At 69.4% G+C, this 17,076-nt stretch carries 13 protein-coding genes and 2 rRNA genes (1 of these 15 running past the window's edge); 9 read left to right on the top strand and 6 right to left on the bottom strand.

Annotated features, from left to right (window positions below; translation table 11 throughout):
- Window positions 1-103: 103 nt before the first annotated feature.
- The 7 genes from BUS84_RS16960 to sigJ all read left to right on the top strand — a co-directional run bounded on the left by BUS84_RS16960 (window position 104) and on the right by sigJ (window position 6,636).
- Window positions 104-1,126 (top strand): ArsR family transcriptional regulator, encoded by a 1,023-nt coding sequence (locus BUS84_RS16960; RefSeq protein ID WP_074313756.1) that lies wholly within the window; start codon window positions 104-106, stop codon window positions 1,124-1,126.
- A 59-nt stretch (window positions 1,127-1,185) separates the two neighbouring features.
- Complete coding sequence (locus BUS84_RS16965; protein WP_074313759.1) at window positions 1,186-2,196, top strand: ABC transporter ATP-binding protein; 1,011 nt, start codon at window positions 1,186-1,188, stop codon at window positions 2,194-2,196.
- 11 nt (window positions 2,197-2,207) lie between these two features.
- Window positions 2,208-2,966, top strand: coding sequence for an ABC transporter permease (locus tag BUS84_RS16970; RefSeq protein WP_074313762.1), 759 nt, complete (start codon window positions 2,208-2,210; stop codon window positions 2,964-2,966).
- Window positions 2,967-2,976: 10 nt separating this feature from the next.
- Window positions 2,977-3,765 carry an ABC transporter permease gene (locus tag BUS84_RS16975; RefSeq protein WP_074313764.1) on the top strand — a complete coding sequence of 263 codons (789 nt, stop codon included), beginning with the start codon at window positions 2,977-2,979 and terminating at the stop codon, window positions 3,763-3,765.
- A gap of 215 nt (window positions 3,766-3,980) precedes the next feature.
- Window positions 3,981-5,198 (top strand): acyltransferase family protein, encoded by a 1,218-nt coding sequence (locus BUS84_RS16980; protein ID WP_074313767.1) that lies wholly within the window; start codon window positions 3,981-3,983, stop codon window positions 5,196-5,198.
- 134 nt (window positions 5,199-5,332) lie between these two features.
- Window positions 5,333-5,764 (top strand): carboxymuconolactone decarboxylase family protein, encoded by a 432-nt coding sequence (locus BUS84_RS16985; RefSeq protein WP_208869863.1) that lies wholly within the window; start codon window positions 5,333-5,335, stop codon window positions 5,762-5,764.
- Entirely contained in the window at window positions 5,761-6,636 is an 876-nt protein-coding gene (sigJ, locus tag BUS84_RS16990) for an RNA polymerase sigma factor SigJ (RefSeq protein WP_074313771.1), read from the top strand. The genes BUS84_RS16985 and sigJ overlap by 4 nt, the downstream gene beginning before the upstream one ends.
- Before the next feature lie 16 nt (window positions 6,637-6,652).
- Here sigJ and ndk read toward each other — a convergent pair whose 3' ends face one another.
- Entirely contained in the window at window positions 6,653-7,078 is a 426-nt protein-coding gene (gene ndk, locus BUS84_RS16995) for a nucleoside-diphosphate kinase (RefSeq protein WP_074313773.1), read from the bottom strand.
- Between the two features lie 141 nt (window positions 7,079-7,219).
- Here ndk and BUS84_RS17000 point away from each other — a divergent pair, with 141 nt between their 5' ends.
- Window positions 7,220-8,623 carry a VOC family protein gene (locus BUS84_RS17000; protein ID WP_074313775.1) on the top strand — a complete coding sequence of 468 codons (1,404 nt, stop codon included), beginning with the start codon at window positions 7,220-7,222 and terminating at the stop codon, window positions 8,621-8,623.
- A 27-nt stretch (window positions 8,624-8,650) separates the two neighbouring features.
- On the opposite strand, the gene BUS84_RS17005 is transcribed toward BUS84_RS17000, so the two are convergent.
- From BUS84_RS17005 to BUS84_RS17015, 3 genes are read right to left on the bottom strand one after another with little or no spacing between them, the layout of a single operon-like run.
- A complete protein-coding gene (locus tag BUS84_RS17005) occupies window positions 8,651-9,115 on the bottom strand; it encodes a DUF4233 domain-containing protein (protein WP_084757505.1) in 465 nt (154 codons plus the stop codon).
- Window positions 9,112-10,446, bottom strand: coding sequence for a bifunctional folylpolyglutamate synthase/dihydrofolate synthase (locus BUS84_RS17010; protein ID WP_074313777.1), 1,335 nt, complete (start codon window positions 10,444-10,446; stop codon window positions 9,112-9,114). Before BUS84_RS17010 ends, BUS84_RS17005 begins: the two co-directional genes overlap by 4 nt.
- On the bottom strand, window positions 10,443-13,061 hold the full coding sequence (locus BUS84_RS17015) for a valine--tRNA ligase (RefSeq protein WP_074313779.1): 2,619 nt from the start codon (window positions 13,059-13,061) through the stop codon (window positions 10,443-10,445). The genes BUS84_RS17010 and BUS84_RS17015 overlap by 4 nt, the downstream gene beginning before the upstream one ends.
- Before the next feature lie 70 nt (window positions 13,062-13,131).
- On the opposite strand from BUS84_RS17015, the gene BUS84_RS17020 reads away from it, so the two are divergent.
- Window positions 13,132-13,818, top strand: a complete 687-nt coding sequence (locus BUS84_RS17020) for a hypothetical protein (RefSeq protein ID WP_074313780.1) — start codon at window positions 13,132-13,134, stop codon at window positions 13,816-13,818.
- Between the two features lie 88 nt (window positions 13,819-13,906).
- On the opposite strand, the gene rrf is transcribed toward BUS84_RS17020, so the two are convergent.
- A 5S ribosomal RNA gene (rrf, locus tag BUS84_RS17025) occupies window positions 13,907-14,023 on the bottom strand.
- Window positions 14,024-14,108: 85 nt separating this feature from the next.
- A 23S ribosomal RNA gene (locus tag BUS84_RS17030) occupies window positions 14,109-17,076 on the bottom strand; it runs 141 nt beyond the window's last position.

Consider the following 17,076-nt stretch of genomic DNA (forward strand, 5'->3'; position numbering starts at 1 on the left):
ATGGCCGGGTCATCGCCTTACGGTGCTCAACGATACTCGACCCGCCCACCGCCCCGCCGCCGAGTAATGACGGGGCGTCCCGCCACCGGGCTAGGCTCACCGGGTGATCCGGATCGAGCTGGACGAGCCGACGCTGACCCGCACCCGGATCGCGACCAGCCCGCTCTGGGAGGCCAAGTGCAGCCTCTACCTGCTCGACCGGTACCCGGACGAGGCGCCCTGGCCCTACACGGGCTGGGCGCGGCACGCCCATCGGGTGCTCGCCGAGCTGCCCGAGGCCGCCCCTGCCCGGCTCTACTCGAAGACCGGCTCCTGGTACCCGGATTTCCTGGGTCCGGTGCCACCCACCGCGAGCCCGACCATCGCCGAGGAGTTGGCCGTGCTCCGGGCCACACCGGCCTCGGTGATCGCCGAGCAGATCCCCCGCTACCACCGTCCAGACGACCTGCCGGGTTGGTTGCGTCCGTTCGTCACTGACCGGCAGGCGGCCCTGGACCGGCTCGCCGACGGCCTCCAGGCGTACTGGGACGCGGCGATCGCGCCGTGGTGGCCGGCGATGCGGGCGGCGCTGGACGAGGAGGTGCTGCACCGGGCACGGGCGCTCGCCGCGCACGGCCCGGACGCGCTGCTGGCCGACCTGCACGAGCGGGTGCGCTGGGAAAGGCCGACGCTGACTCTGGTCAAGCCGTCCGAGGGGCAGTTCACCGCGGTCGACCAGCGGCTGCTGCTGATCCCGTTGATCTTCTCTCGAGGAGCGCTCACCTTCTCCACCGATCACCCCGAGATCCTCGCGGTCTCGTACCAGGCCCGGGGCTCGGTGCTGCTGGCCGATCGGCCGGCCGCCGAGAAGCCCGCGGCGGATCCGGCCACCGACCGGCTGGCGGTCCTGGTCGGTCGGGGGCGCGCCCAGGTGCTGCGGGCGCTGACCCGACCGGCCACCACCGCCGGCCTCGCCGCCACCCTCGGGCTGGCGCCGAGCACCGTCTCGGAGCAGCTCTCCGCGTTGCTCACCGCGGGCGTGGTGCACCGTCGCCGGGTCGGCCGGCGGGTGCTGTACGGCCTGGAACCGGCCGGCGTGGCCCTGGTGCAGCTGATCGGCGACGAGCCGGCGACCGCCTCGGCCTGAACATTCGGCCCGTTCCGAATTCGTTTCCCACCCGCCCCGGCCACTCCTAGCCTCCGGGCATGAGCGAACACACGATCGAGGCGGTCGGGCTGCGCCGCACGTACCGCAGCCGGACCGGATGGTTACGACCACAGCGCCGGGAGGTGGAGGCGGTCCGCGGCGTCGACCTGACGGTCGGCAACGGGGAGCTGTTCGGCCTGCTCGGGCCGAACGGCGCTGGCAAGACCACGACCATCAAGCTGCTGAACACGCTGCTCATCCCGACCGCCGGGGAGGCCCGGATCTGCGGCTTCGACGTGGTCCGGCAGACCCGGGAGGTACGCCGGCGGATCGGGTACGTCTTCGGCGGTGACCGGGGGCTCTACGACCGGCTCTCCGCGCGGGACAACCTGCGCTACTTCGCGGAGCTGTACGGCGTGCCCGGGCGGGAGCAGAAGCGGCGGATCGCCGAGCTGCTCGACCTGGTCCGGCTGACCGGTCGGGAGAACGACCGGGTGGAGGGTTACTCCCGGGGCATGCGGCAGCGGCTGCACATCGCCCGGGGCCTGCTGCACCGGCCGCGGGTGCTCTTCCTCGACGAGCCGTCGATCGGGGTGGACCCGGTGGCGGCCCGGGAGCTGCGGCAGACCGTGGCCGACCTCGCCGCCACCGGCACCACCGTGCTGCTCACCACCCACTACATGGCCGAGGCGGACGAGCTGTGCGGCCGGATCGCGGTGATCGCGAACGGCACCATCCAGGCCCTCGGCACTCCTGCCGAGCTGCGGCACCACGCCGACGGCCGGCAGGTGCTGGAAGTGGAGGCGTACGGGGTGGGTGACGGCCAGCTCGCCGTGATCCACGCTCTGCCGGGCGTGCGCGAGGCGAGCGTGGTCGTCACCGGTGCGGCGCAGGTGCTGACCGTGCAGTCCGACGCGGGGGTGGACGTGCAGGCGGACGTGCTGCGCGCGCTGGACGGGGTGCGGCTGGGCCGGGTCACCGCCCGGCAGCCCACCCTGGAGGACGCGTACGTGGCGACCGTGAACCGGGTCGACGCGCAGTCTCGCCGGGTCGAGGCGGTGGCCGCGTGAGGACGTTGCGGATGATCGCGGTCGGGGCGCTGCTGCACGCCAAGCAGCTCAGCCGGTCGCCGTTCGAGATCGCCACCGCGCTGATCGTGCCGGTGGTGCAGGCGACCCTGGCCGTCTACCTGTTTCGGGCCGGCGGCGAGCCGGGTCGGCTGCTGGAGGCCGCGGTCGGGGCGGGGCTGATGGGTGTCTGGTCGTCGGTGCTGTTCGGTTCGGGTGGCGCGATCCAGAACCAACGCTGGCAGGGCACCCTGGAGATGATCATGTTGGCGCCCCGGCCACCGGCGCTGGTGGTGCTGCCGATCACGCTGGCCACCGCGCTCACCGGCACGTACGCGATGCTCGCCACGCTGGCCTGGGGCCGGCTGCTGTACGGCATCCCGCTGACCTTCGCCCACCCGCTGGCGTTCGCGGTGGCGGTACCCGGCTGCATCATCGGGCTCGGCATGTTCGGGCTGCTGCTCGCCTCCACGTTCGTGCTGCTGCGCAACGCCAACGCGCTGACCAACACGCTGGAGTACCCGATCTGGCTGGTGTCCGGGATGCTCGTGCCGATCACCGCGCTGCCCGGCTGGACCGGTCCGATCGCCGCTGTGCTGCCCACCACGTGGGGAGCGCGCGCGGTCCGCGAGGCGGCCACCGGCAGCGGGCCGGTCTGGCCGTCGCTCGGCATCTGCCTGGTGATCAGCCTGGCCTGCCTGGCGCTCGGCGCGATCATGATGACCCACGTCGAGCGGCGGGCCCGCGCGGCGGCCACCCTCGCCCTGGCCTGAGGAGGCGACGATGACCGCTCTGCTCCGCCTGATCGGCACCGGTGGCGTGATCGCCTACCGGGCCCTGTTCAACTGGACCACCCCGGCGATGTTCGTCGGCACGCTGCTCGTCGGCCCCCTGTTCCAGCTGCTGTTCTTCGCCTACCTGGGCCGGCAGCTCGGTGTCGCCGACGACGGCTTCTACATCACCGGCAACGCGGTGCTGGTGGCCTCGCTGGCGTGCGTGTTCGGCGGCACCATGGCGGTGTCGAACGAGCGGCGCTTCGGCACGCTCGGGCACGTGCTGCTGTCGCCGCGCAGCCGCACCGCGGTCTTCCTCGGCCGGGTCCTGCCGTACGCCGCCAACGGGCTGCTGATCGCGGTGACCACCATGACCGCCGCGTCGCTGCTGCTCGGCCTCCGGGTACCGGTCGACGCGCTGCCGGGGCTGCTGCTGGCCCTGGCGGTCGCGGCGCTGGCCTGCGGCTTCTTCGGCCTGACCCTGGGTGCGATCGGGCTGCGGTTCCGCGACGTCTGGCTGGTCTCCAACGTCTCGGTGGCGCTGCTTCTCCTGCTCACCGGGGTCAACGTCCCCGCCGCCGGGCTGCCGGCCTGGATGCGCGTCACCGGCGAGCTGCTGCCGATCACCCACGCCGCCGAGGCGGCCCGCCGGTTGGTCGCCGGCGAAGGATTCCAGGCAGCCGCACCCCAGCTCGCCGCCGAACTGGCCATCGCCGTCGGCTACGCGGTCCTCGCCGCCACCCTGCTCAAGCTCTTCGAAGCCGAGTCCCGCCGTCGGGCCTCCCTCGACACCCTCTGACCCGGGGTCGTCCTTCCTAGCTACTGTTGATCATGAGGTTGACGGGTGAGTGGATCGCCGATCCGCCCGCCTACCTCATGATCAACGGCGGTCGGGGCAGGACGGGATCGGGTGGACCGGCAGGACGCCGGCACTTCCCGTCGACGAGGGCACCTCCTCGGCGCGCCGGGGGGCCGCCTTGACGTGGCCCTCCGGGCCTGACCAGAATTCGCCGGGTGACCGCGATCAGTTACGCCGAATACCGCGCGATGCGACGATTCCCCGCCCTCGACGGGCTCCGCGCGATTGCGGCGGTGATCGTCGTCGCCTTCCACTTCGGGGGGCCGCGGTGGACCTGGCTCTCCGGCTGGGTGGGCGTCCAACTGTTCTTCGTGCTGTCCGGTTTCCTGATCACCACGCTGCTGCTCCGCGAGGAGGAGGGGCGTGGCCGCGTCTCGCTGCGGTCCTTCTACATTCGCCGCTTCTTCCGGATCCTGCCGGTCTACTTCGTGGTGCTCGCCGCGACGTACGCCCTCGCGCACCTCAACGGCGGCGGCGCGAAGGTGCGCGAGTCGATGCCGCACTACCTGCTCATGGTCAACGAGTTCGCGCCGAACTCGGCGGTCTTCCTGCACTCGTGGACCATCGCCATCGAGTGGAAGTTCTACCTGGTCTGGCCGCTGCTCGCGTTCGTGTTCGTCACCGCCGCCGTCGTCCGCCGGATCGCGGTGACGCTTCTGGCCATCGCGGGCCTGGTCGCGATGATCCCGTTCGCGACCGCCTGGCCCTACTGGCCGATCCACTACGTGTCGATCCTGGTTGGCTGCCTGCTGGCGGTCGTCATGCACCACCCACGGGGGTACGCGCTCATCCGGCCGTTGACCCGTCCCGTGGTGTCCTTCGCGGTGGTGGTCGGGTTCGTCGCCGTCCACCTGTCGCTGCCGTACTGGCCGCCGGCCGCGGACGGCCACTCGGAGATGATGATCGGCGTCTACGCGGTGGCGGTGGCGATTCTGCTTCCGGCCATGCTCGCACCCGGGCTGCCGACGAAGCTGCTCTCCTGGCGGCCGCTGGTGTTCGTGGGCGAACGCTCCTACTCGCTCTACCTGGTGCAGTACATCGCCATGGCGATGGTGGTCGGGCTGGTGCCGTCGTACGGCGTGCACGGGACCCGGCTGTTCGTCGCCACCACCGTGGTGGGCCTGCTCGCCGCCGACCTGCTGTTCCGGTGGGTTGAGCAGCCGATGATCGCGGTGGGACGCCGCCTCTCCGGGAGGGGCCGGGGAGTCCCGCCCACGCCGGCCGGCGCCCCGGCGCCCCGGTCGGCCGCGTCCTCCGAGCCGGCCGACTCCGCCGAGCGGACCGTGCCCGGCGTTCCGGTCCCCGCGCACGGGGCGTCCGCCGTTCCGGAGCCCACCCCGGTCCCGGTCATCGACGGCGCCGCGCGGGTCTGACCTCCCGCTCCGCCCGGCCGCGCCACCGGCGACCTTCGGCATGACCGGAGTCACAGCCACGGCTGTCACGGCATGCCCCGGCCCATCCGTCGTACGGGTGTCGAAACCGATCAGGGGAGGTAGTCGTGCAGCGGATGAATCCCGGCGAGGTGGCGCCGAAGGCGTACCAGGCCGTCATGGGGATGGAGAAGTACGCTCAGTCGAACGTCGACCACACCGTGCTGGAACTGGTCAAGCTGCGGGCGTCGATGATCAACGGGTGCGCGTACTGCGTGGACATGCACAGCCGGGACGCGCTCGCGAACGGCGAGTCGAGCCGGCGACTGTTCGCGGTGGCCGCCTGGCGGGAGTCGACGTTCTTCGACGAGCGGGAGCGGGCCGCGCTGGACCTCACCGACGCCGTCACCCGGCTCGGCGAGCACGGGGTGCCGGATGACGTGTGGGACACCGCCGCGAAGGTCTGGTCGGAGAAGGAACTGGCCGACCTCGTCTTCGCGATCGCCACAATCAACGTGTGGAATCGGATCGCGGTGACCATGCGGCTGGAGCCCCCGGCGCAGGTGTGACGACCGAGGCGGCAGAGGCGGCCGGTGCGCTCCAGGCGCACCGGCCGATGCTGCTCGGGCTCGCCTACCGCCTGCTCGGCAGCCGGCACGACGCCGAGGACGTGCTCCAGGAGGCGTACCTGCGCTGGCTCGGCGTGGACCGGTCGGCGGTGGAGGAGCCGCGGAAGTACCTGTCCCGCGTGGTCACCCACCTGGCCCTGGACCGGCTGCGGGCCCGGCAGGCGGCGCGTGAGACGTACGTCGGGACGTGGCTGCCCGAGCCGGTCCCGACCGCACCCTCGCCGTTCGGGCCGCTGGACCGCGCGGAGCTACGCGACTCGCTCTCCACCGCGCTGCTGCACGTGCTGGAGCGGCTCACCCCACCGGAGCGCGCGGTGTACGTCCTGCACACCGCCTTCGACCTGCCGTACGCGGAAATCGCGGAGATCCTGGACCGGACCCCGGAGCACTGCCGACAGCTGCACCACCGCGCGACGGCCCGGGTACGACAGGAGCAGCGCCGCTTCACCGCCAGCCGGGCCGAACGGGAACGGCTGCTGGACGCGTTCCTGGCCGCCGCCCGCGATGGCGACCTGGCGACGCTCACCGGCCTGGTCGCGGCGGACGCCACGGCGTGGAACGACGGCGGCGGTCGGGCACGGGCCGCCCGCAACCCCGTCACCGGCGCAGACCGGATCGCCCGGTTCTTCGCCGGGATCTACGGCCGGGGCCGCCAGTGGACGACGCGCCGGGTGGAGCTGAACGGGGAACCAGCAGCCCTGATGACCCGTGCGGACGGCAGCCGGTACACGTTGACCGTCAGCGCGGCCGACGGTCGGATCACCGGCGTCTACGTGGTGGGCAACCCGGAGAAGCTGCCGCCGGTCGACTGACCCCGGCGACGACGCGTCAGCCCAGCTCCGGGAACCAGAGCGCGATCTCGCGCTTGGCGCTGTCCGGCGAGTCGGACGCGTGGACCAGATTCTCCCGGTTGGACAGCGACAGGTCGCCCCGGATGGTGCCGGCGGCCGCCTTGCGCCCGTCGGTCGCGCCGACCAGCCCGCGAACCACGTCGATGACCTGGTCGCCGGAGAGCACCAGGGCGACCAGCGGACCGCCGGTCATGAAGTCCTTCAGCGGCGGGTAGAAAGCCTTGTCGACGTGCTCGGCGTAGTGCTCGTCGGCGAGCGCGGCGTCCATCGTCCGGTGCACCATCGCGTCGATCCGCAGCCCCTTGCGCTCGAAGCGGGAGAGGACCTCGCCGACCAGGCCGCGGCGGACCGCGTCGGGCTTGATCAGAACGAGGCTGCGCTCATCCGGGCTGTTGCTGGACACGCTGGGTTCCTCCTGTACGCGCTGAACGCTCGGGATCGGTACGGTCAGCCTAGCGACCCGGTCCCGGCGCCGGCGCGGCGGCCGGTCTTTCCTCCGGTGGCCGATCCGGCCTAGCCTGGCCCTGACCCCGGGAGGTCCACTGTGGCGAATGGCGGGAACCGACCCATCGCGCCGGTACGCAAGTTGATCGGCACGGTGCTGGGCACCGTGGCCACGTTCGTCGTCCTCTTCGGGCTGGGCATGACCAGCTGGGCCATCGTGGCGCTCGGGGTCGCACTGCTGGTGCTGGCGATCGCACTGGCCACCGTGCGCGGCGGTGGGCGCACCTGGGTCGTCGGCGTCGGGCACGTGCACAGCGCCTCCGAACCGCCCACCCAGTACGCGTTCGGCCGCTGTGAGCTGCAACTGGTGATCGACGCCCCCGGTCTGCCGCCCCGGTCCAAGAAGATCATCGAGCCGCGGGTGCCGGTCGCCAAGTGGCCGTCGCTGGGCCAGACCCTGCCGATCCGGGTCGCGCTGGACGATCAGCGGCACGTCAAGGTCCTCTGGGACGAGGTGCCCACCCACGCCGAGACCGCTACGGCCGTCGCCGACCTGCCGCCCGAGTTCGCCGACGCCGAAGCCCTCGACGAGGTGCTGATCCAGCAGGACGCCCCGCCGTGGGCCGACCGCGCGCCAGACGACGACTTCCGCGACCCGCTCGGCGACCCGTTCCGCGACCCACCCGGCCCCGACCCGCTCCGTGACGACCTGGACGTCGCGCCCCCCGAGGAACGCGAGCCGGTGGTGGTGCACCAGAGCCCCGGCGGCCCGGTGGTGCTGGAGGGCGTCGTCGTCGAGCAGCCGGCCGGCGGCCAGTCGGCCGGCAGCGGGCTCCCCCGGCGGGCCACCCCCGCGCCGCGTCCGCCCGCTGAGGAGCGCTTCGACCAGCCGGAGGACGACCGGCCCGCCCCACCCGCCGAGGACCCCTTCGACCCGCCCACCGCACAGCGCTTCGACCCACCTCCCGCGCAGCGATCCGCTCCGGGTATGACGGATCCGCTGGACCCGCTCGACCTGCCGCTGGACGATCCCACCCCGCCCGGCACCGCGCGCGAGACCGTCACCGCCGAGGAACTGGACGAGGCGATCTTCGGGTACGACACGGAGGCCGCCGCCGATCCGGCCGCCCCGATCAGCGGCGTGGGCCTCACGCTGCTGGTCACCGACCTGTCCCGGTCGCTGGACTTCTACCGCGATGTGCTCGGCTTCAGCGAGGTCGACCAGGGCACCGGCAACGCGGTGCTCGCCTCCGGCACGACCCGACTGGTGCTGCGCGAGGTGACCGGGGCGGCGCCGATCAGCCGGCGGCTGGTGCACGTCAACCTCGAGGTGGACGACATCGGGGCGGCGTACGAGCGGCTGCGGGGATCGGGTGTGCGCTTCACCTACGCGCCCCGGGTCGTCAACCGGGGCACCAGGCTGGAGGTATGGGCGGCGGCGTTCCGCGACCCGGACGGCCACGGCATCGCCCTCACCCAGTGGCGCGAACGCGCCGACGCCTGACCGCGGACGCGGTCGTCCGGGTCCGCGTCAGCCGAGGATGACCCGGCGGACGTGCAGCGCGTACGCCCAGACCAGGGCGAAGATGATGCCCAGCGCGAACAGCGACCAGTGCAGCAGGCCAGCCAGCAGAAGCAGACCCTGAAGCACGGTGCCGGCGTGCCAGGCCCACGGGCGGCGCATCACGCCGGCGAGCAGGACGGCGACCACCGCCAGGGCCACCACCGCGGCGATCGCGGCCCCGCCCAGGTCGCCGCCGACCACGCGGATCGGCTGGATGGCCAGCACCAGCACCAGCGCCTCCAGGCTGAGGGTCCCGGCGCCCAGGCCGCGTACCGCCCGCTCCGGGTTGCGCAGCCCGGACCGCCGGGGTTGCCCGACCGCGGGCTCCTCGTCCGGCGACCCGGCCGCGGGCTGGTCGGCCGGCGACGCGGCGGTGGGCTGGTCCGCTGGTGGGTGCTCGGGGGTGCGGCGGTCCCGCTCCGGGCCTGTCATCGCTTCAGCAGCCGACGGGCGTCGGCCACCGTCACCACCGACCCGGTGATCAGCACCCCCACCCCGCTGAGTTCACCGGGGACGTCCTCCTCGGCCAACGCCACCGCCACCTCGATCGCGTCCGGCATCTCCTCGGCCACCTCGACCCGCTCCTCGCCGAAGATCTCGCCGGCCAGCGCGGCGAGTTCGGCCGTCGGCATCGCCCGCGGCGAGCTGTTGCGGGTGACCACCACCAGATCGACCACCGGCTCCAGCAGCTCCAGCAGGCTGGACGCGTCCTTGTCGGCGAGCACGCCGACGACCGCCACCAGCTTGCTGAAGGCGAACTCCTCCTGCAACGCGGTGACGGTGGCGGCCATCCCGTGCGGGTTGTGCGCGCCGTCCAGCAGGACGGTCGGGGCGTTCCGGACCCGCTCCAGCCGACCCGGGGAACTGGCCTCGGCGAAGCCCTCCCGGACCGCCTCGATGTCCAACTGCCGCGTGGTCCCGGCACCCAGGAACGCCTCCACCGCGGCGAGTGCCACCGCGGCGTTCTGCGCCTGGTGCGCGCCGTGCAGAGGGATGAACACGTCGTCGTAGATGCCGCCGAGCCCCTGGAGGGTGAGCACCTGACCGCCGACCGCGATGGCCCGACTCAGCACACCGAACTCGGCGCCTTCGCGGGCGATGGTCGCGCCCACCTCGGCACAGCGTTCCAGGAGGGGGCGGGCCGCCTCCTCCTCCTGCGCCGCCGCGATGACGGTGGCACCCGGGTGGATGATGCCGGCCTTGGCCAGCGCGATGTCCTGGAGCGTGTCGCCGAGCCACTCGGTGTGGTCCAGGCCGATCGGCGTGATCACGCAGACCCCGGCCTGGATGACGTTGGTGGCGTCCTCGGCGCCGCCGAGGCCCACCTCGACGACCGCGATGTCGACCGGCGCGTCGGCGAACGTGGCGAACGCCAGCGCGGTGGTCATGTCGAAGTACGTGAGCGGCTCGTCCGACCGCGCGTCGACCAGCTCGGCCAGCGGCCGGACCTCCCGGTACACCGCGGCGAACCGCTCCTCGCTGACCGGCTCGCCGTCCAGGGCGATCCGCTCCCGGACGGTCTCCAGGTGCGGGCTGGTGTACCGGCCGGTGTGCAGCCCGAACGCCCGGAGCAGCGAGTCGATCATTCGCGCGGTGGAGGTCTTGCCGTTGGTGCCGGTCAGGTGGATCGCGGGGTACGCCCGCTGAGGGCTGCCGAGCAGATCGAGCAGCGACTCGATCCGGTCCAGCTCGAAGACCATGCGGGTGAAGCCGCGGGCGGCCAGCTCGGCCTCGGCGGCGGCGAAATCGGTACGGTCGGTCACGAGGGAAGCGTCTCCAGAGCAGCGTCGATCCGGACCAGGTCGGCCTCGGCGGTGGCCAGCCGGTCGCGGATCTTCGCGACCACCGGCTCGGGGGCCTTGCCGATGAAGGCCGGGTTGTCGAGCTTCGCCCGGGCCTGCGCGACCTCCTTCTCGGCCGCCGCGCGGTCCTTGGTCAGCCGTGCCCGCTCGGCGGCCACGTCGATCGACCCCCGGGTGTCCAACGCGACACCGACCGCCCCGGGCATGGCCAGCGTGGCGCTGGCCTGGAAGGCATCGCCGGCCGGGTCCAGCCGCACCAGTGAGCGGATCAGCGGCTCGTGGGCCGCGATGCCGGCGCCGCCGAGCCCGTCCAGCCGGGCTGCCACCCGCTGGGTCGGGCGCAGCCCCTGGTCGGAACGGAACCGACGGATCTCGGTGACCACCCGCTGCACGCTGGCCAGCTCCGCCTCGGCGGCGTCGTCGATCAGCGAACGGTCGGCCACCGGCCAGGCGGCGGTCTGCACCGTCTCGCCGCCGGTCAGCGCGAGCCACAGCTCCTCGGTGACGAACGGGATGACCGGGTGCAGCAGCCGCAGCAGCTGGTCCAGCACGTGCCCGAGCACCCGGCGGGTGTTGTCCGCCCGCTCGCCGCCCTCGGCGAGCACCGGCTTGCTCAGCTCGACGTACCAGTCGCAGACGTCGTCCCAGGCGAAGTGGTAGAGCAGGTCACACACCTTGGCGAACTCGTACGCCTCGAACTGCTCGTCGACCTCGGCGGTGACGTGCGCGAGCCGGGACAGGATCCACCGGTCGACGGTGGAGAGCTGCTCGGCGGCGGGCAGGTCACCCGTGGTGTGCGCCCCGTTCATCAGCGCGAACCGGGTGGCGTTCCAGAGCTTGTTGCAGAAGTTGCGCGAGCCCTGGCACCAGTCCTCGCTGACCGGCACGTCCTGACCGGGGTTGCCGCCCCGGGCCAGGGTGAACCGGGTGGCGTCGGCTCCGTACCGGTCGATCCAGTCCAGCGGGTCGACCACGTTGCCGAACGACTTCGACATCTTCTTGCCGAACTGGTCGCGCACCATGCCGTGCAGGGCGACCACGTCGAAGGGCGGCCGGCCGTCCATCGCGTAGAGGCCGAACATCATCATCCGGGCGACCCAGAAGAACAGGATGTCGTACCCGGTGACCAGCACGCTGGTCGGGTAGAACTTCGCCAGCTCCGGGGTCTGCTCCGGCCAGCCGAGCGTGGAGAACGGCCACAGGCCGCTGGAGAACCAGGTGTCGAGGACATCCTCGTCCTGGTGCCAGCCCTCGCCGGTCGGCGGCGCCTCGTCGGGGCCGACGCAGACGATCTCGCCCGCCGGGCCGTACCAGACCGGGATGCGGTGCCCCCACCAGAGCTGGCGGGAGATGCACCAGTCATGCATGTTGTCGACCCAGGCGAAGTAGCGCTTGGCCAACTCGGCCGGCTCGATCCGGACCCGGCCGTCGCGCACCGCGTCACCAGCCGCCTGGGCCAGCGGAGCGGTGTTGACGAACCACTGCAACGACAGCCGCGGCTCGACCGTCGTACGGCAGCGCGAGCAGTGCCCGACCGCGTGCACGTACGGCCGCTTCTCCGCGACGATCCGCCCCTGCTCCCGCAGGGCGGCGACGATCGCCGGTCGCGCCTCGAGCCGGTCCAGCCCCTCGAACGGCCCGGGCACGGTGATCACACCGCGCTCGTCCATCACGGTCAGCGCGGGCAGGTCGTGCCGCTGGCCGATCTCGAAGTCGTTCGGGTCGTGCGCCGGGGTCACCTTCACCATGCCGGTGCCGAACGACGGGTCGACGTGCGCGTCGGCGACGATCGGAATGCGGCGCCCGGTCAGCGGCAGCTCGACCTCGGTGCCGATGAGGTGCTGGTACCGCTCGTCGTCCGGGTGCACCGCCACGGCGGTGTCGCCCAGCATCGTTTCGGCCCGGGTGGTGGCCACCACGACCTCGTCGCTGTACCGGATGGAGATCAGCTCACCGTCGTCGTCGGTGTGCTCGACCTCGATGTCGGAGAGCGCGGTCAGGCAGCGCGGGCACCAGTTGATGATCCGGTTGGCCCGGTAGATGAGGCCGTCGTCGTACAGCTTCTTGAAGATCGTCTGGACGGCCCGGGACAGGCCCTCGTCCATGGTGAAGCGCTCACGGTCCCAGTCGACGGAGTCGCCGAGGCGGCGCATCTGGCCGAGGATGGCACCGCCGGACTCGGCCTTCCACTGCCAGACCCGCTCGACGAACTTCTCCCGGCCCAGGTCGTGCCGGGATAGCCCCTGGGCGGCGAGTTGCCGCTCCACGACGTTCTGGGTGGCGATGCCGGCGTGGTCCATCCCGGGCAGCCACAGCGCCTCGAAGCCCTGCATCCGCTTCCGCCGCACCAGGGCGTCCTGCACGGTGTGGTCCAGGGCGTGGCCCATGTGCAGCGAGCCGGTGACGTTCGGCGGCGGGATGACGATGGTGAACGGGGGCTTGTCACTGTCGGCGGAGGCCCGGAAGTGCCCGGCGGCTACCCACTGCTCGTACCGTCGCTGCTCTACCTCGGCGGGCTGGTACTGGCCGGCCAGGGTGGGGGCGTCGGGGCGTCGGGCATCGAGTCTGTCGGTCACCCGTGAAAGTCTACGGAGGGCTTCGGCGGACCCGACGTGCGCCACCTGCCATTCGCGTACGGTGTCGGCTATGTCCGACGCACATCTCACTGCGCGCCCGCTCGACGACGGTCGCGAGCCGGTGGAGCTGACCGAGGAGCCGATCCAGCTGAGCACCCGGGACCCCGGAGGCGAGCCCGACGAGCCGCGTGGTGGGTGGTCCCGGCGGCGCCGGATCGGCTGGGCGGTCGCGCTGGTCGTCGGCCTGGCCGGTGCGGGCGTGCTGGGCGCCGGCGGCTGGCGGGTGGTGCAGCAGAAGGACACCCGGCTGACCTCGCCGGACCAGGTGGCTGGCCTGACCCGGGACGACAGCGAACGCGCGAAGAGCACGGCGGACTACCTGCGCAGCGGCCTGGCGGCCGACATCGAGCTGGACCGCAGCTTCGGCACGGTCTACCGCGATCCGGCCGACGACAAGCGGTCGGTGCTGATCTTCGGGGGCACCACCCTGCTCTGGCAGCCGGAGCGGGACCTGGACAGCCTCTTCGGCCTGATGTCCGACGAGACCGGCAAGGTGACCGGCCTGCGCGAGGTGTCCGCGGGCGAGCTGGGCGGCGTGATGAAGTGCGGCAACACCAGCGGCGAGGGCGGCGACTTCGCCGTGTGCGGCTGGGCGGACCACGGCAGCGTGGTGATGGCGATGTTCCCGGGGCGGTCGGTCACCGACGCCGGAGGGCTGCTGCGCAACCTGCGCGCCGGCATGCAGACCCGGGACTGACCCTGGGCCGGCGTCCATCCGGGCCTGGTCTTGGGTATGGAAATGCGTCAGGGCCACCCCAGAAATGGGGTGGCCCTGACGAATGTTTGTCCGGCGGCGTCCTACTCTCCCACACCCTCACGAGTGCAGTACCATCGGCGCTGGAGGGCTTAGCTTCCGGGTTCGGAATGTGACCGGGCGTTTCCCCTCCGCCATGACCGCCGTAACTCTATCGACATGTCAAACAACACCACACAGTGTGGTCTGTTGTTCGTTTATCGAGAGTTGCACAGTGGACGCGTAGCAGCTTAGTAGTCAAGTCCTCGGCCTATTAGTACCGGTCAACTGAACCCGTTACCGGGCTTACATTTCCGGCCTATCAACCCAGTCGTCTAGCTGGGGGCCTTACCCCACAAAGTGGGTGGGATACCTCATCTTGAAGCAGGCTTCCCGCTTAGATGCTTTCAGCGGTTATCCCTTCCGAACGTAGCTAACCAGCCGTGCCCCTGGCGGGACAACTGGCACACCAGAGGTTCGTCCGTCCCGGTCCTCTCGTACTAGGGACAGCCCTTCTCAAGTATCCTACGCGCACGGCGGATAGGGACCGAACTGTCTCACGACGTTCTAAACCCAGCTCGCGTACCGCTTTAATGGGCGAACAGCCCAACCCTTGGGACCTGCTACAGCCCCAGGATGCGACGAGCCGACATCGAGGTGCCAAACCATCCCGTCGATATGGACTCTTGGGGAAGATCAGCCTGTTATCCCCGGGGTACCTTTTATCCGTTGAGCGACACCGCTTCCACTCGCAAGTGCCGGATCACTAGTCCCGACTTTCGTCCCTGCTCGACCTGTCAGTCTCACAGTCAAGCTCCCTTGTGTACTTGCACTCAACACCTGATTGCCAACCAGGCTGAGGGAACCTTTGGGCGCCTCCGTTACCTTTTAGGAGGCAACCGCCCCAGTTAAACTACCCACCAGACACTGTCCCTGAACCGGATAACGGTCCGAAGTTAGATACCCAAATCAACCAGAGTGGTATTTCAAGATTGCCTCCACCCATACTGGCGTATGGACTTCACCGGCTCCCACCTATCCTACACAAGCTAATTCGAGTACCAATGTCAAGCTATAGTAAAGGTCCCGGGGTCTTTCCGTCCTGCCGCGCGTAACGAGCATCTTTACTCGTACTGCAATTTCGCCGGGCCTGTGGTTGAGACAGTGGGGAAGTCGTTACGCCATTCGTGCAGGTCGGAACTTACCCGACAAGGAATTTCGCTACCTTAGGATGGTTATAGTTACCACCGCCGTTTACTGGCGCTTAAGTTCTCCGCTTCGCCCCGAAGAGCTAACAGGTCCCCTTAACGTTCCAGCACCGGGCAGGCGTCAGTCCATATACATCGAATTACTTCTTCGCATGGACCTGTGTTTTTAGTAAACAGTCGCTTCCCCCTGCTCTCTGCGGCCATACAACGCTCCACCCGCATGGGGCTTCACGTCTCCGGCCCCCCTTCTCCCTAAGTTACGGGGGCAATTTGCCGAGTTCCTTAACCACAGTTCGCCCGATCGCCTCGGTATTCTCTACCTGACCACCTGTGTCGGTTTGGGGTACGGGCCGCTAAGAACTCGCTAGAGGCTTTTCTCGGCAGCATAGGATCACTGACTTCACCTGAATCGGCTCGGCATCACGTCTCAGCCTTCATGTGTTGCGGATTTGCCTACAACACGGCCTACACGCTTACCCCGGCACAACCACCGGCCGGGCTCAGCTACCTTCCTGCGTCACCCCATCGCTTGACTACTACCCATCAGGTTCCCACGCTCCCCACCATCAGCCCGAAGGCATCAGACAGTTCGGGTGGTTAGCACAACGAGGTTCGTCAGGGACGCTCTTTCGCGGGTACGGGAATATCAACCCGTTGTCCATCGACTACGCCTCTCGGCCTCGCCTTAGGTCCCGACTCACCCAGGGCGGATTAGCCTGGCCCTGGAACCCTTGGTCATCCGGCGGAAGGGTTTCTCACCCTTCTTTCGCTACTCATGCCTGCATTCTCACTCGTGCCGCGTCCACAACTGGGTCACCCCGCTGCTTCACTCGCGGCACGACGCTCCCCTACCCATCCACACACCTGCACAAGGAATCAAGTCCAAGCGAGGTTAAAATGTGAATGCCACAGCTTCGGCGGTGTGCTTGAGCCCCGCTACATTGTCGGCGCGGGACCACTTGACCAGTGAGCTATTACGCACTCTTTAAAGGGTGGCTGCTTCTAAGCCAACCTCCTGGTTGTCTATGCGACCCCACATCCTTTTCCACTTAGCACACGCTTAGGGGCCTTAGCTGGTGATCTGGGCTGTTTCCCTCTCGACTACGAAGCTTATCCCCCGCAGTCTCACTGCCGCGCTCTCACTTACCGGCATTCGGAGTTTGGCTGATTTCGGTAAGCTTGTGGGCCCCCTAGACCATCCAGTGCTCTACCTCCGGCAAGAAACACGCGACGCTGCACCTAAATGCATTTCGGGGAGAACCAGCTATCACGGAGTTTGATTGGCCTTTCACCCCTAACCACAGGTCATCCCCCAACTTTTCAACGTTGGTGGGTTCGGCCCTCCACGCGGTCTTACCCGCGCTTCAGCCTGCCCATGGCTAGATCACTCCGCTTCGGGTCTAGGACACGCGACTGAATCGCCCTATTCAGACTCGCTTTCGCTACGGCTCCCCCTCACGGGTTAACCTCGCCACATGCCACTAACTCGCAGGCTCATTCTTCAAAAGGCACGCCGTCACCCCGTAAGGCTCCGACGGATTGTAGGCGAACGGTTTCAGGTACTATTTCACTCCCCTCCCGGGGTACTTTTCACCATTCCCTCACGGTACTCGTCCGCTATCGGTCACCAGGAAGTATTTAGGCTTACCAGGTGGTCCTGGCAGATTCACGGCAGATTTCAGGGGTCCGCCGCTACTCGGGAACACCCACAGAAGGTCAGCAACTTTCACCTACCGGACTTTCACCGTCTACGGTCAGCCATTCCAGACTGTTCGACTAGCCACTGACTTTGTAACTTCTCGAACAAGTGTCAGCTTGTTCAGCAGGGTCCCACAACCCCGACCACGCAACCCCTGACAGGTATCACACGCAGCCGGTTTAGCCTCAATCCGCTTTCGCTCGCCACTACTCACGGAATCACTAAATTGTTTTCTCTTCCTACGGGTACTGAGATGTTTCACTTCCCCGCGTTCCCTCCACACACCCTATGTGTTCAGGTGTGGGTGACACCACA

This window comes from Micromonospora cremea (assembly GCF_900143515.1).
Lineage (GTDB): Bacteria > Actinomycetota > Actinomycetes > Mycobacteriales > Micromonosporaceae > Micromonospora > Micromonospora cremea.